12 protein-coding genes are annotated in these 11,866 nt (G+C 66.6%); 5 read left to right on the forward strand and 7 right to left on the reverse strand.

The annotated features are described in order from the left end of the window. Positions 1-123: 123 nt before the first annotated feature. From F2P46_RS27930 to F2P46_RS27940, 3 genes are read right to left on the reverse strand one after another with little or no spacing between them, the layout of a single operon-like run. Entirely contained in the window at positions 124-453 is a 330-nt protein-coding gene (locus F2P46_RS27930) for a hypothetical protein (protein ID WP_229509490.1), read from the reverse strand. Further along, positions 450-1,271, reverse strand: coding sequence for a hypothetical protein (locus tag F2P46_RS27935; RefSeq protein ID WP_229509491.1), 822 nt, complete (start codon positions 1,269-1,271; stop codon positions 450-452). Before F2P46_RS27935 ends, F2P46_RS27930 begins: the two co-directional genes overlap by 4 nt. A 56-nt stretch (positions 1,272-1,327) precedes the next feature. After that, a complete protein-coding gene (locus F2P46_RS27940; protein ID WP_166896423.1) occupies positions 1,328-1,864 on the reverse strand; it encodes a DUF882 domain-containing protein in 537 nt (178 codons plus the stop codon). Between the two features lie 337 nt (positions 1,865-2,201). On the opposite strand from F2P46_RS27940, the gene F2P46_RS27945 reads away from it, so the two are divergent. After that, on the forward strand, positions 2,202-2,984 hold the full coding sequence (locus tag F2P46_RS27945) for an NF038120 family PEP-CTERM protein (protein ID WP_166896425.1): 783 nt from the start codon (positions 2,202-2,204) through the stop codon (positions 2,982-2,984). A 19-nt stretch (positions 2,985-3,003) separates the two neighbouring features. After that, entirely contained in the window at positions 3,004-6,171 is a 3,168-nt protein-coding gene (locus F2P46_RS27950) for a S8 family serine peptidase (RefSeq protein WP_166896427.1), read from the forward strand. Positions 6,172-6,274: 103 nt separating this feature from the next. Here F2P46_RS27950 and F2P46_RS27955 read toward each other — a convergent pair whose 3' ends face one another. The 3 genes from F2P46_RS27955 to F2P46_RS27965 form a co-directional block, all read right to left on the reverse strand. Beyond that, positions 6,275-6,751: a hypothetical protein gene (locus F2P46_RS27955; protein ID WP_166896428.1), complete on the reverse strand. Its 477-nt coding sequence runs from the start codon at positions 6,749-6,751 to the stop codon at positions 6,275-6,277. Between the two features lie 52 nt (positions 6,752-6,803). After that, a complete protein-coding gene (locus F2P46_RS27960; RefSeq protein ID WP_166896430.1) occupies positions 6,804-7,577 on the reverse strand; it encodes an SDR family oxidoreductase in 774 nt (257 codons plus the stop codon). Positions 7,578-7,658: 81 nt separating this feature from the next. Next, a complete protein-coding gene (locus F2P46_RS27965; protein ID WP_368737965.1) occupies positions 7,659-8,246 on the reverse strand; it encodes a TetR/AcrR family transcriptional regulator in 588 nt (195 codons plus the stop codon). Positions 8,247-8,564: 318 nt separating this feature from the next. On the opposite strand from F2P46_RS27965, the gene F2P46_RS27970 reads away from it, so the two are divergent. Then, complete coding sequence (locus tag F2P46_RS27970) at positions 8,565-8,966, forward strand: hypothetical protein (protein WP_166896432.1); 402 nt, start codon at positions 8,565-8,567, stop codon at positions 8,964-8,966. Between the two features lie 105 nt (positions 8,967-9,071). Here the strand turns inward: F2P46_RS27970 and F2P46_RS27975 are convergent, their stop codons facing one another. Continuing rightward, entirely contained in the window at positions 9,072-9,986 is a 915-nt protein-coding gene (locus F2P46_RS27975; RefSeq protein ID WP_166896434.1) for a LysR family transcriptional regulator, read from the reverse strand. A gap of 106 nt (positions 9,987-10,092) precedes the next feature. Here F2P46_RS27975 and F2P46_RS27980 point away from each other — a divergent pair, with 106 nt between their 5' ends. Both F2P46_RS27980 and F2P46_RS27985 read left to right on the forward strand, forming a co-directional pair. Continuing rightward, entirely contained in the window at positions 10,093-10,716 is a 624-nt protein-coding gene (locus F2P46_RS27980; protein ID WP_166896436.1) for a glutathione S-transferase, read from the forward strand. After that, on the forward strand, positions 10,713-11,543 hold the full coding sequence (locus tag F2P46_RS27985) for a pyridoxamine 5'-phosphate oxidase family protein (protein ID WP_166896438.1): 831 nt from the start codon (positions 10,713-10,715) through the stop codon (positions 11,541-11,543). Before F2P46_RS27980 ends, F2P46_RS27985 begins: the two co-directional genes overlap by 4 nt. Positions 11,544-11,866: the final 323 nt, after the last annotated feature.

Raw genomic sequence — 11,866 nt, forward strand, 5'->3', positions numbered from 1 at the left:
GCTGGGCGAGGCCAGATTTTGACGATTTCGCAGTGCCAATAGCGAGCTATTGGCCGAGAAAGCGGCGAAATATGGACCGTCCCAGGTATTTTTGCAGCCGACGATCCCAAGTCCGACAGGCTGCTAGGATGCAGGTCGGGACGGGGGAATCTGCGCGCGCCGGCGCACCTTGCGCACCACCCCTTGCGGGTCGAGCAGCGCCACGATCTCGTCGAAGCCGCCGGGCACGGCCAACTGGTACAGCCATGTTTCGACACCGTTGTCGAAGGCCACCTTGCGCGTGGCGCCCAGGCTGGCCAGCAGGCTCGCGCGCGTGCTCTGCCCCGGGCGGATGGCGCGCACCTGCTCCGCCGTTACCTGGGTCCCGGGCGGCGCCGCAGGCGCCTGGGCGCAGGCCCCGAGCCATAGCGCCGCGGCCAGCACGGCAGCGCAGCGCGCAGCGGCCGCACTCATGGCGCGCCACCCGCCGCATCGTCCATGTACTCGAACTCGACAATCGCGTCGTCCGGCCAGCTGGCGTCGAAAATCGGGGCGTAATAGCTGCGATCGAGCAGCACCTGGCAGTCGCAAAAGCGCAGGTCGTTGGCGGTGAGCCGCCCGCCCGCGTACAGCATGGCAAACGGCAGTACTTCGACGCGCGCGCCGTGGCGCACGGTGACGGCGAACACGGGCCGCTCGGCGAAGAACAGGTAGTTGCCATCGGCGCTGGCGCAGACCTGGTCGGCATTGCTCAGCGCGTCCGACAGCCAGCCGAACAGGGGCGAGCTGTTCGACACCAGTCCCGCTTCGATCCCGACCCGGCATTCGAGCCGCAGGTCGCCCAGGCGGCGCGTGCCGGGCGCCACGCCGGGGCTGTGGATGGCGGCGCGCCAGGTCAGGCTGTCGCCGCGCCGGTTGGCGATGACGGCGGCGTCCTCGCGCAGCGCCGCTTCATTGCGCGGCAAGACGAAACTGTTGTCGCCATCGAGCGCGAGCGGCACGCTGATGCGCTCGCCCGCGATGCGCACGGCCACGCCGCGCATGTCGGTGGTCGGCAGGCGCGGCAGCAGCCGGAAGCGCAGGCTGGCCGCGCTCGCCAGCGCATGCTCGCGTTCGAAACGCGCCACCCCGGCCATCATTTTGCGGTAGGACTTGTCGACCGGATCGCGCACGTAGGGAACGAGCACGGTTTGCATGGGCGCGGCCGCGTCGTCCCGGGCCGCGCCGGCGGGCAGGATCGAGGTGGACAACATGGCAACGGCGAGGCGGAAAAGGATTGTCAGGGATGACATGGCGCCATGCGCCCGGGCGGCGCGCGCAGCGATGCGGCGCGGCCCGGCTGGCACGCTTACCAGCGGCGCAGGCGGCCGGTATCGAGGTGGACGAATTGCGAATCCGGGTAGTAGCCGACCCCGCCGCCGCGCGCGTTGAGCGCCGCCTTGTGCACGTGCGACAGGCTGGTGCCCGGCATGCGGATGTCGATGGCCTTGCCTTCGAGGTGCATGCTGTGGCGCGCCACGCCATTGCTCGCTTCGGCCAGCAGTTGATTGGTTTCGGGCGAGCGGTAACCGGAAATGACGTGCAGGACCGGATCGCGCCCGAGCTGGGTGCTGACCCTGTTGAGCAGCACCAGCAGTTGCGGGTCGATTTCAGCCACCGAGTTGCTGCGGTGGTCGCGCAACAGCTTGTTGATGTCGGTGAGCGACTCGGGCAGGAAACGGCCCTCGGCCCAGAACACGCTGCGCAGGCTTTCGCCCGTGTGGGTGTTATACAGGCGCAAGGTGCGTTCGCCTGGTGCGGCCTTGGCGGTACGGGCCATGGCGGGAAGACTCAGTGCCGATGCCAGTACAACCGAACTCTTTAGAAAGGAGCGGCGTGGGTTCATGATCGATCCTTACGCTTATACACGAATGACCATCATACACACCCTCGGCGCCGCGCGCACGCAATTACGCGCGAGAACGCAAAAAGAGTCAAGTGAAGCTAACACAAACAATGTTGGCAAATGTGGTGAAATTGTCACGGGCTTTTTTAGCATCTTTTCATAGAGGAAACGAAACAAACTCTGGTGAAACCCCTAAAAATATGAATTTATTACGTTGAGATTATTGCTACAACAATTATTTCCTTTGCTATAGTCTTTTGCACTTTTAAGAAAAGTAGCAAGCAGGCAAATCGACCTGTACGCCCATTGATCGAACTAATCAAACATAAGGCAAGAGATGAATCGCACAGTCACCCCGCTGGGTATCCCACGGCGCGCCACCCGCGCACTCCACACGATCGCCGCTGTCGCCGCGCTGTTTTGCGCGCTGCCGGCCATGGCCACTCCCATCACCTTCGAAACGCAGTTGCCGAACGCCCTGTTCAACGGCGAGTCGATCAGCGAAGGCGGCTACGAGATGCTCGTTCTCGGCAGCCCGATCGCCAACGAGCTGGGCCTGTTCGGCTCGTTCGGCACCGTTGTCAACAGCAAAGATCCGGAGACTTGCTTCGCGATCGGCTGCCCGGCAGGCGCCAGCGGACAATTTCTTGCGATCCTCAATGACGGCGGCGTCAAATTCACGCGCGCCGGCCAGCAGTTCCAACTCGGCAGCCTGAGCCTGGCGTTCCTGCCGCCGATCAGCGTCCCTGACGGCGACTATGGCTTGCTGCAATTTTCCGGCATCCGTGGCGACGGCACCGTGGTCTCGAGCACCGCGGCCTTTCCCGGCCAGGCCGGCAACGGCAGCTTTACCTTCGGTTCGGCCCTGATCGACCAGAAATTCCGCAATGAAGTACTGACCAGCCTGACCGTGAACGCCTGCCTGTTCGACGGCAATGGCGGCTGCTTCAACTCGCTGGCCAACTCGGCCGAGGGCAAGGCCCAGTTCGCGCTCGACGACATCAGCTTCAACGCCGTGCCGGAACCGGGCTCGTTCCTGCTGGTGGGCCTCGGTATCGGCGCCATCGGCCTGACCCGCCGCCGCAGCAAAGCATCCCCATCGACCCCGGCCACCATCTGAGCCCGCAAGGAAATTGACCATGACATTACGCCCCGTATCCCTTGCCGTCCTGCTGATGCTTGCTGGAATTACTTCCACCGCCGCCGCTGACGAAGCCCGCCGTTCCTACATCGTGCAACTGGTCGACAAGCCGGTCGCCACCTACACCGGCCAAGTGGCCGGCCTGCCCGCCACCAAGCCGGCCGAAGGCCAGCGCCTCGATGTCGACGCGACCGATGTGCAGAATTACATCAGCTATCTCGAAACCAAGAAATCGAAAGTCATCTCGACCGTCAACGCGGCCCAGATCACGCACCAGTTCAACGTGGTCCTGAACGGCTTTGCCGCCCTGCTGACCGACGCCGAAGTGCGCGCGCTGAAAAAAGACGCCGGCGTGGCCAACATCACGGCCGACTCCATCATGCAGATGGACACCAACTACACCCCGACCTTCCTCGGCCTGGACAAAGCCGGCGGCCTGTGGGAACAGGTCGGCGGCAAGGTGGCCGCGGGCGAGAACATTGTCATCGGCATCGTCGACAGCGGCGTGTGGCCGGAAAACCCGTCGTTCGCCGACAAGGTCGACGCCAACGGCGTGCCGAGCCACTCGGGCACCGTCTCGGCCTACGGCGCGCCGCCGGCCAGCTGGAAAGGCTCGTGCGACACCGGCGAAGGTTTTGCGCTGACCAACTGCAACAACAAACTGATCGGTGCGCGCTACTTCAAGTCGCCGACCCAGGCCCTGCACTGGACCGAATTTAACTCCTCGCGCGACTCGGTCGCCGGCGCCGAAGGCCATGGCGGCCATGGCACCCACACCGCGACCACGGCCGGCGGCAACGCCAACACGCCTATCGTCAACGGCAAGCTGACCCTGGGCCTGGCCAGCGGCATGGCGCCGCGCGCGCGCATCGCCTCGTACAAGGTGTGCTGGACCGACGCCGCGTCCGGCAAGAACGGTTGCGCCACCGCCAACAGCGTGGCCGCGATCGAACAAGCCGTGAAAGACGGCGTGAACGTGATCAACTTCTCGATCGGCCCGAACGCCGGCGGCGGCGCCTTCAACGAAGCGACCGAAGTGGCCTTCCTGGGCGCGGCCAGCGCCGGCGTGTTCGTGGCGGCCTCGGGCGGTAATTCCGGTCCGACCGTGACCGCGCCGTCGGTCCCGGCACCGGTCTCGCACATCAGCCCGTGGCTGACCACGGTCGGCAACTCGACCCACAACCGCCTGTTCGTCGGCACCGCCACCCTGGGCAACGGCGTCAAGCTGACCGGTTCGTCGAGCAATGCCTCGACCACCTCGGCCGCGCTGATCCTGGCGCGCGACGCCGGCATGGCCGGGGTCGATCCGACCAATGCGCAACTGCTGCAATGCTTTGGCGCAGCCGATAAGCTCAGCCCGCTGCTGGACCCGGCCAAGGTGGCCGGCAAGATCCTGGTCTGCGATCGCGGCAACAATGTGCTGGTCAACAAGAGCCAGAACGCCAAGGATGCCGGCGCGGTCGGCGCCATCATCGCCAACGTGGCCGTCAACAACAACGCCATCATCAACCAGTCGCACGCACTGTCGACCGTACACTTGACGGTGGCCGACGGCACCACGCTGAAAAGCTACATCGCCGCCAACCCGAGCAGCGCCATCGCGTCGCTGGGCGACCTGAAAGGCGTGGTCAACCCGAACGTGGCGGCGCCGGTGATGAGCGGCAGCTCCTCGCGCGGACCGAACGTGGCCAATGCCAACATCCTGAAACCGGACGTCACCGCGCCGGGCAGCGACGTGCTGGCCGGCGTCACCGCCGACCTGACCCGCGCGCAGCGCGACGCGGTGGCCGCCGGCGGCGTGGCGCCGTCGACCGACTGGGCTTTCTACTCGGGCACCTCGATGGCCAGCCCGCACGTGGCCGGCCTGGCCGCGCTGCTCAAGCAGTTGCACCCGAGCTGGACCCCGGCGGCGATCAAGTCGGCGTTGATGACCAGCGCCAGCCCGACCCAGCCGGATGGCATCACCGCCTCGGTTGCCTGGGACAAGACCGCCAAGGCCACCGGCACCCTGCCATGGGGCCAGGGCGCCGGCCACGTGACGCCGAACGGCGCCGCCAATCCGGGCCTGGTGTACGACGCGACGGAAATCGACTACGCGCGTTTCCTGTGCGGCCTGAACGCCGGCGTCTACAGCGCCGCCACCTGCACGGCGGTCGGCACCATCTTGCCGTATAACCTGAACCTGGCCTCGCTGACCGCCGGCAACGTGCTGGGCAGCCTGACCCTGACCCGTACCGTGACCAACGTCGGCGCCAGCACGGCGACCTACAACGCCACGGCCAGCGTGCCCGGCTACACGGTCGACGTGCAACCGCCAAGCTTGACCATCGGCGCCGGCCAGAAAGCCACTTTCAAGGTCAAGGTCACGCGCACCAACGCCCCGGTCGATACCTGGGTCTATGGCAGCCTGGTCTGGTCGGACGGCGTGACCAACGTGCGCAGCCCGCTGACCGTGCGCGGCTCGGCACTGGCGGCGGCGGCTTCGGTGTCGAGCGAATTTGCCACGGGCAGTAAGCTCATCACCATCGGCACCGGCTTCACCGGCGCCATGACCTCGGTCAAGTCGGGCTTGCTGCCGGCGGTCGTGGAAACGCGCAGCATCGGCGAATCGGGCACCGACGCGACGGTCTACCAGGCAGCCTGCCTGGCTGGCGGCGGTCCTGGCGTGAATGTCCACACGGTCAACGTGCCGGCATCGACCATGGCGGCGCGCTTCGCGCTGTTTAACGACGACACCGCCGGCGGCGCGAACTCCGATCTCGACCTGATCGTGGTCGGCCCGAACGGCGCCATCACCAGCAGTGGCAATGGCGGCTCGAACGAGCGCGTCGAACTGGTCCAGCCGGCAGCGGGCGCCTACAAGGTGTGCGTGATCGGCTACGAGCCGGCCGGCGGCGAAGCCGAGTACAAGCTGTCGTCGTGGGTCCTGCCGGAAGGCGCCAACAACGGCAACTTCAAGGCACTGGTGCCGGCGTATTCGTATGTCGGCAGCACCGGCACGGTCAGCATGAGCTGGTCGGGCCTGGCGGCCAACCAGCGTCATCTGGGCGCACTGCGGTATGTGGTCGGCGGCGCCACCCAGGGCTTGACGATGGTGGAAGTAAACACCAACGATCCGCTGCCACAGTTCGACGCGCCGCGTCGCGCCGTGGTGCTGGCGAAGTAATCTGGCAGGACGGGCGCGCCGCACGGTGCGCTCGTGTGTTTCGTTAGTGAAAAAGGCTGCGGCAATCTTGCCCGCAGCCTTTTTCATGGGGTGTGCCGATCGCTCAGCGCGCCTCGCTGCCGCCCAGGCCGCGTGCTTGCAGCACGCACTTGCCGGCGCTGCAGGTCGCGCCCGGGTCTTGCTCGACCGAGCAGGTCGACATCATGCCGCTTTTCTCGTTGACTTTCTTTTCCGCCGCCGCCTGTTCGGCCGCCAGGCGCGCCAGCAGGTCGCCGTTGCTGCGCTTGACCGACCAGGGCAGGAACCCGGCCGGGCCGCCGCACGCCTTGCTGCCGACCGGCAGGGTGCGGCACTGGCTGGCGTTGTCGCAGGCGGCGTCGCCGATTTCAGCCGTGATACGCGCGCCGAGCGAACCGCCGGCCGCATCGCTGGCGGCAAGCGGTGCGGGCGGCGCAGGTGCGGCCGGCGCAGGTACGGCCGCGGCCGACGTGTTGGACGGCTCGCTGCAGGCGGTGCCGGCGGCGATCAGGGCGGCTGCGATGCACAGGCGCAAGAAGGAGGAGGGGGCGGTTTTTTTCATGCCCCATCATCCCGGATCGATGCCCGCTTTGCAAGCGGGGCACGATGTGTTCTTAATTTCGCCCGGCCATCACGCCGCCATCCACATCCCACACCGCGCCGGTGACCCAGGCCGCCTCGCCCGAGAGCAGGAAGGCGACCGTATTGGCCACATCCTGCGCCGTGCCGATGCGTCCGATCGGATGGAAGGCGTTGAAGCCCCGCAGCGCGGCCGCCACCTGGTCTTTCGGAATGAAGCCTTCGTACACGGGCGTGTCGACCACCGCCGGCGCGACCGCGTTGACGCGGATCCGGTGCGGCGCCAGTTCCATCGCCAGGTGCTGGGTCAGCGCGTGGATGCCGGCCTTGGCCATCGAATAGGCCGACGACGGCGTGGCGGCGACCGCCTGGCGCGCCCACATCGAGCCGATGTTGACGATCGCCCCCGGGGCGCCGCGCGCCACCATGCTCGCCACCACCGACTGCGTCAGGAAGAACAGGCCGCGATTGACCGCCTGGTACTGGTCGTAGTCCGCCGCGCCGTGCTCCAGGAAAGGCTTGGGAAAGAAGACCCCGGCGGCGTTGAGGATCAGGTTGATTTGCGGATGATCGGCGGCCAGCCGCTGGCGCAGGCGGTCCAGGTCTGCCTGGTTACCGATGTCGCCGGCCAGGGTGTGCACGCGCCCGGGAACGTCGAGCCCGGCGGCGGCGCGCGCGTTCTTGGCGGCGTCGCGCCCGAGCAGCACCACCGTGCCGCCGCCACCGACCACCGCGCGTGCCGACGCCAGGCCGATCCCGCTGTTGCCGCCGATAGCGAGCAGGGTTTGTCCTTCAAAAGCATGATTCATGCTAGACCTTTCTATACCAACTAGTTGGTAGGTTGATGTTGCCAAAAAAGGCCGGCCGCAGCCGGCAAGGGGAAAAATCGCTCAGGCCAGCATGTTCGAGACGTAGGTGGCGCCCGCGTTGGCGGGGCTGTGGTCGGTGCCGACGCCGCGGCCGACCATCATCGCCCCTTCCAGCGCGCTGAGCAGCCCGTAGGCTTGTTCTTCGGCGCTGCCGCGCACGCGCAGCAGGCCGGCTTGTTGACCCTGGCGGATGGTGCCCGCCAGCCAGTCCAGGTTCAGCTGGAAAAAGGCGCGCACGTCCAGCGCCACCTCGGGCGACAGCGCCGCCGCCTCCGCGCCCAGGATGCCGCACACGCATAGGCGCCGGTCCTGGCGGTAGGTGGCCGCGAACAGTTCTCCGTAGCGGGCCAGGCGCGCCGGCGCATCCTCGCCGGTCGCGTCGATGGCGCGCAGCAGGGTGGCGAAACGGTCGGCGTAGCGCTGCACGATGGTCTGCACCAGGTCGGCCTTGGTGCGGAAGTGATGGTGAATGCTGGGCTTCTTGATATCGATCTCGCGCGCGATGTCATCGTACGAAAAACCGTTATAGCCATGCTGCTGGATCAGGCGCTGGGCCGCGTCCACCACCCGCTCGGCCGAGGCCGACAGTTCCGAAAATTGTTTGACCACCCTGGCTCCGTTTTCCTACCAACTAGTAGGTTTGGATAGTGCCCGAGTGCTGGCGCGCTGTCAAGCGCCAGCCGCCCTCCGCAGATTCCTACAACCGGGGTCAGAGCTCTAAACTGCAATTAATTGATGAACCGACTGGATTTTCGGTCAAGGCGGTGGAATGCAGCGCCAATCGGCGCGTCTGCTGTGTTGTGGCGCCTGAACTGTCGCAGGAAGCAGACAACATAGCGCTGGGAGAGCTTTTTTGTTACTGATTGAAGCTCTGACCCTGGTTGAAAAGCGCTGAGCCCGCTTGACGCGGTGCCTGTACTATTCGTCATGGAAAACAATCACCCCGTGCTGCGTGAGATCATCGAGCTGTTCGTCGAACCGTCGCGCAAGGCGCGCTATCTCTATTTCTGGGAAAAATCGAAACGCCGCGGGCAGTTGCTCGACGAGTTGCTGCATGACGCACGCGACCTGCGCGCCGATCGCAGCCGGGAACTCGTGCCGACCCTGTCCGACCCCGACCAGCTGCTGGCGCTGATGCGCAAACAGGGGGCCGGCAAGACCTGCTACGTCTTTGGCCGCTCGACCTTCGACGGCGAGCAAGCCGACTTGCGCGCAGCTCTGGCCGACGTGGCCGGACGCATGCGCGAAGTCATCGTCTTTGCGCGCGACACGCAGCTCGCTTTCGTGGAAGAGCACGACGGGCGCCAGTTCATCCTGTCAATGAAGTGAGGCCGGCAAGGGCTGCGCCGCACCCGCCGCGTTGTTTGCAAACCCGCGACACCTCGGAACGCGGTGTTGCAACACGGCGGGCGTGGAATGCGTATTCATCCGAGCTCAGGCCACAGTGGGATCAAGCACCGGCAGGGCGGCCAGGCGGCGCGCCAGGAAGTCGATGCAGGCGCGCACGCGCGGCGCCATGTGGCGCGCGCTTGGCACCAGCAACTGCACCGGCAGCGGCGCCAGTTCGTAGCCGGGCAGCAGGCGCACCAGGGCGCCATCGGCCAATTGTTCGGCTACCTGATAGGACAGCGGGCGGCCGATGCCGCGTCCGGCCAGCACCGCCAGCAGCATGGTATCGATTTCGTTGACGATCAGGCGCGGGGCCAGGCGCACCGCGAATTCGCGTGTATCGGCGCGCGCGTCGTCGCGAAAGCGCCATTCCCTGGTCGCGCGCTGTTCGGCAAAGATGATGTCGTGGGTGTCCAGCTCGCGCGGACTGGCCGGGCTGCCGCGCCGCGCCAGATAGGCCGGGCTGGCCACCAGCACGCGCCGCACCTGGCCGACCTGGCGCGCCATCATGCCGGTGTCGGGCAGAGCGCCGATGCGCACGGCCAGGTCGAGGCCGTGTTCGATCATGTCCAGGTTGCGGTCGTTGAACACCAGCTCGACCTGCAAGGCCGGATGCAGGTCGAGGAAGTCGATCATGGCCGGGGCCACATGGCGCCGCCCGAACACGGTCGGCACCGTGATGCGCAGGCTTCCGCGCAGGGGCGCGTTGTCGTCCTCGCGCACGGCGTCGTCGTAATCGGCCAGCACGCGGCGCGCCATCTCGCCCAGGCGCAGGCCCGCTTCCGTGGGCGCCAGGCGGCGAGTGGTGCGCTCGACCAGGCGCGTGCCGACGCGCTCCTCCAGCGCCGCCAGCGCGCGCGTGACGGCCGGGGCCGAGCGGCGCAAGCGCCGTGCCGCGCCGCTCAGGCTGCCCGCGTCGAGGATCGCCACGAAGATCTGCAACTCATCGAACCGGTCCATGTATTCTTCCAAAAATTGAAATAATCATTTTCAATTTACCAGTATTCTCGTTAATGCGTGCAAGCGATAGCATGGCTTTCCTGTTCCTCTTTTGAATCGAGACGCCATGCCAACCACTTCCCTGATCCTCCACGGCCTGCCGGTGTCGGGCCATGTGCACCGTGTCGAACTGCTGCTGCGCATGCTGGGGCTGCCGTTCACCTTCGTGCCGGCGCCGCTTGAGGTGCGCGCCGGCGCCGCCTTCCGCGCCCTCAATCCGCTGGGGCAGATTCCGGTGCTGCAGGATGGCGAGCTGGTCATCAGCGACAGCAATGCCATCCTGGTCTACCTGGCCAGGCGCTACGCGCCCGGCGGCGACTGGCTGCCCGAGGATGCGGCCGGTGCGGCCGGCGTGCAGCGCTGGCTGTCGATCGCGGCCGGCGAACTGGCCTTCGGCCCGGCCAAGGCGCGCGCCCACGCGCTGTGGAATGTGCCGGCCGACCTGGACCAGGCCGGCGCGCTGGCGCAGCGCCTGCTGGCCTTCATGGAGCAGCACCTGACGGCGCATCGCTACCTGGCGGCCGCGCATCCCACCCTCGCCGACCTGGCCTGCTACAGCTACGTGGCGCACGCGCCGGAAGGCGGCATCGGGCTGGCCGCGTATCCGGCCTTGCGCGCGTGGCTGGCGCGGATCGAAGCCCTGCCGGGCTTTGTGGCGCTGCCCGCCTCGCCATTGCCGGCGGCCGCATGAGCGCGCCGTACCACGAAGGCGAGTTGAAAGCGCAAGCGCTGGCCGGCGAGATCAGTCATGGCAACGGCATCCGCCCGTTCATGCTGGAGCAACATCGCGACTTCTTTGCGGCGCTGCCGTTCGTGCTGGCGGGGACGATCGGAGCCGCTGGCCAGCCGCGCGCACGCGTGTTCGGCGGTGCGCCCGGCTTCATCGACAGTCCCGATCCCGGCACTGTGCGCATCGGCGTGGACGACAGCGCCCTGCGCGCCGGGCAGCCGATCGGGCTGCTGGGACTCGACTTCGGCACGCGCCGGCGCAACCGGGTCAATGGCGTGGTGCGCAGCGCGGGTGCGGGCGGCTTGCTGGTCGATGTGCGCGAAAGCTTCGGCAACTGCCCGCAGCATATCGTGCTGCGCGACGTGCGGGCGGTCGCGCCGACGGCGGCACGCGTGCGCGAGTTCGACGGCCTGGACGAGCGCGCCATGATCGCACGCGCCGAGACCTTTTTTATCGCGACCAGCGGCGGCGTGCACGGCGTCGACATCTCGCACCGTGGCGGATCGGCGGGATTCGTGCGTATCGACGGCGACAGCGTGACCGTGCCCGACTATGGCGGCAACCGTTACTTCAACACCCTCGGCAACGTGCTGCTCGACGCGCGCGCGGCCCTGCTGTTCATCGACGACGCCAGCGGCGACGTGCTCGAACTCGAAGGCCGGGTGGAGATCATGTGGGAAGACGGCCCGGCAGTTCCCGGGCAGGGTGGGGGACGGCACTGGCGTTTCAAGGCCGCGCGCGGGCGCATCACGCACGGCGCGCTGGCGCTGCGCTGGACCCGGCGCTGATCGCCCTCCAACCGGGGTCTAACCTCTGATTAGCAATTGATTGCCCAACAGCCCTAAACCAGACAACCAGGGTCAGAGCTTTAACTAGCAATTAGTTACTGAAGCAACTGAGGTGCCGGAAAAAGTGGCAGAACGCTGGGGCAATATCGGCATGAACTGTGTTGAGTCGCCTGAACCGTCGTAAAAAGCAGACAAATCGCTCTGGGTAAACTTTTTTGTTGCTAGTTAAAGCTCTGACCCCGGTGGGGGAGTCGTTGCTGGCTGGATTTTAATTGCTAATCAGAGGTCAGACCCCGGTTGAATCACGACGGGCGTCAGTTCAT

The organism is Massilia sp. CCM 8734 (assembly GCF_011682155.1).
GTDB classification, from domain to species: domain Bacteria; phylum Pseudomonadota; class Gammaproteobacteria; order Burkholderiales; family Burkholderiaceae_D; genus Telluria_A; species Telluria_A rubra.

Coding starts and splice junctions, on each gene's coding strand:
- F2P46_RS27930 (WP_229509490.1), bottom strand. CDS start 453: ATGAGTGCGGCCGCTGCGCGCTGCGCTGCCGTGCTGGCCGCGGCGCTA.
- F2P46_RS27935 (WP_229509491.1), bottom strand. CDS start 1,271: ATGTCATCCCTGACAATCCTTTTCCGCCTCGCCGTTGCCATGTTGTCC.
- F2P46_RS27940 (WP_166896423.1), bottom strand. CDS start 1,864: ATGAACCCACGCCGCTCCTTTCTAAAGAGTTCGGTTGTACTGGCATCG.
- F2P46_RS27945 (WP_166896425.1), top strand. CDS start 2,202: ATGAATCGCACAGTCACCCCGCTGGGTATCCCACGGCGCGCCACCCGC.
- F2P46_RS27950 (WP_166896427.1), top strand. CDS start 3,004: ATGACATTACGCCCCGTATCCCTTGCCGTCCTGCTGATGCTTGCTGGA.
- F2P46_RS27955 (WP_166896428.1), bottom strand. CDS start 6,751: ATGAAAAAAACCGCCCCCTCCTCCTTCTTGCGCCTGTGCATCGCAGCC.
- F2P46_RS27960 (WP_166896430.1), bottom strand. CDS start 7,577: ATGAATCATGCTTTTGAAGGACAAACCCTGCTCGCTATCGGCGGCAAC.
- F2P46_RS27970 (WP_166896432.1), top strand. CDS start 8,565: ATGGAAAACAATCACCCCGTGCTGCGTGAGATCATCGAGCTGTTCGTC.
- F2P46_RS27975 (WP_166896434.1), bottom strand. CDS start 9,986: ATGGACCGGTTCGATGAGTTGCAGATCTTCGTGGCGATCCTCGACGCG.
- F2P46_RS27980 (WP_166896436.1), top strand. CDS start 10,093: ATGCCAACCACTTCCCTGATCCTCCACGGCCTGCCGGTGTCGGGCCAT.
- F2P46_RS27985 (WP_166896438.1), top strand. CDS start 10,713: ATGAGCGCGCCGTACCACGAAGGCGAGTTGAAAGCGCAAGCGCTGGCC.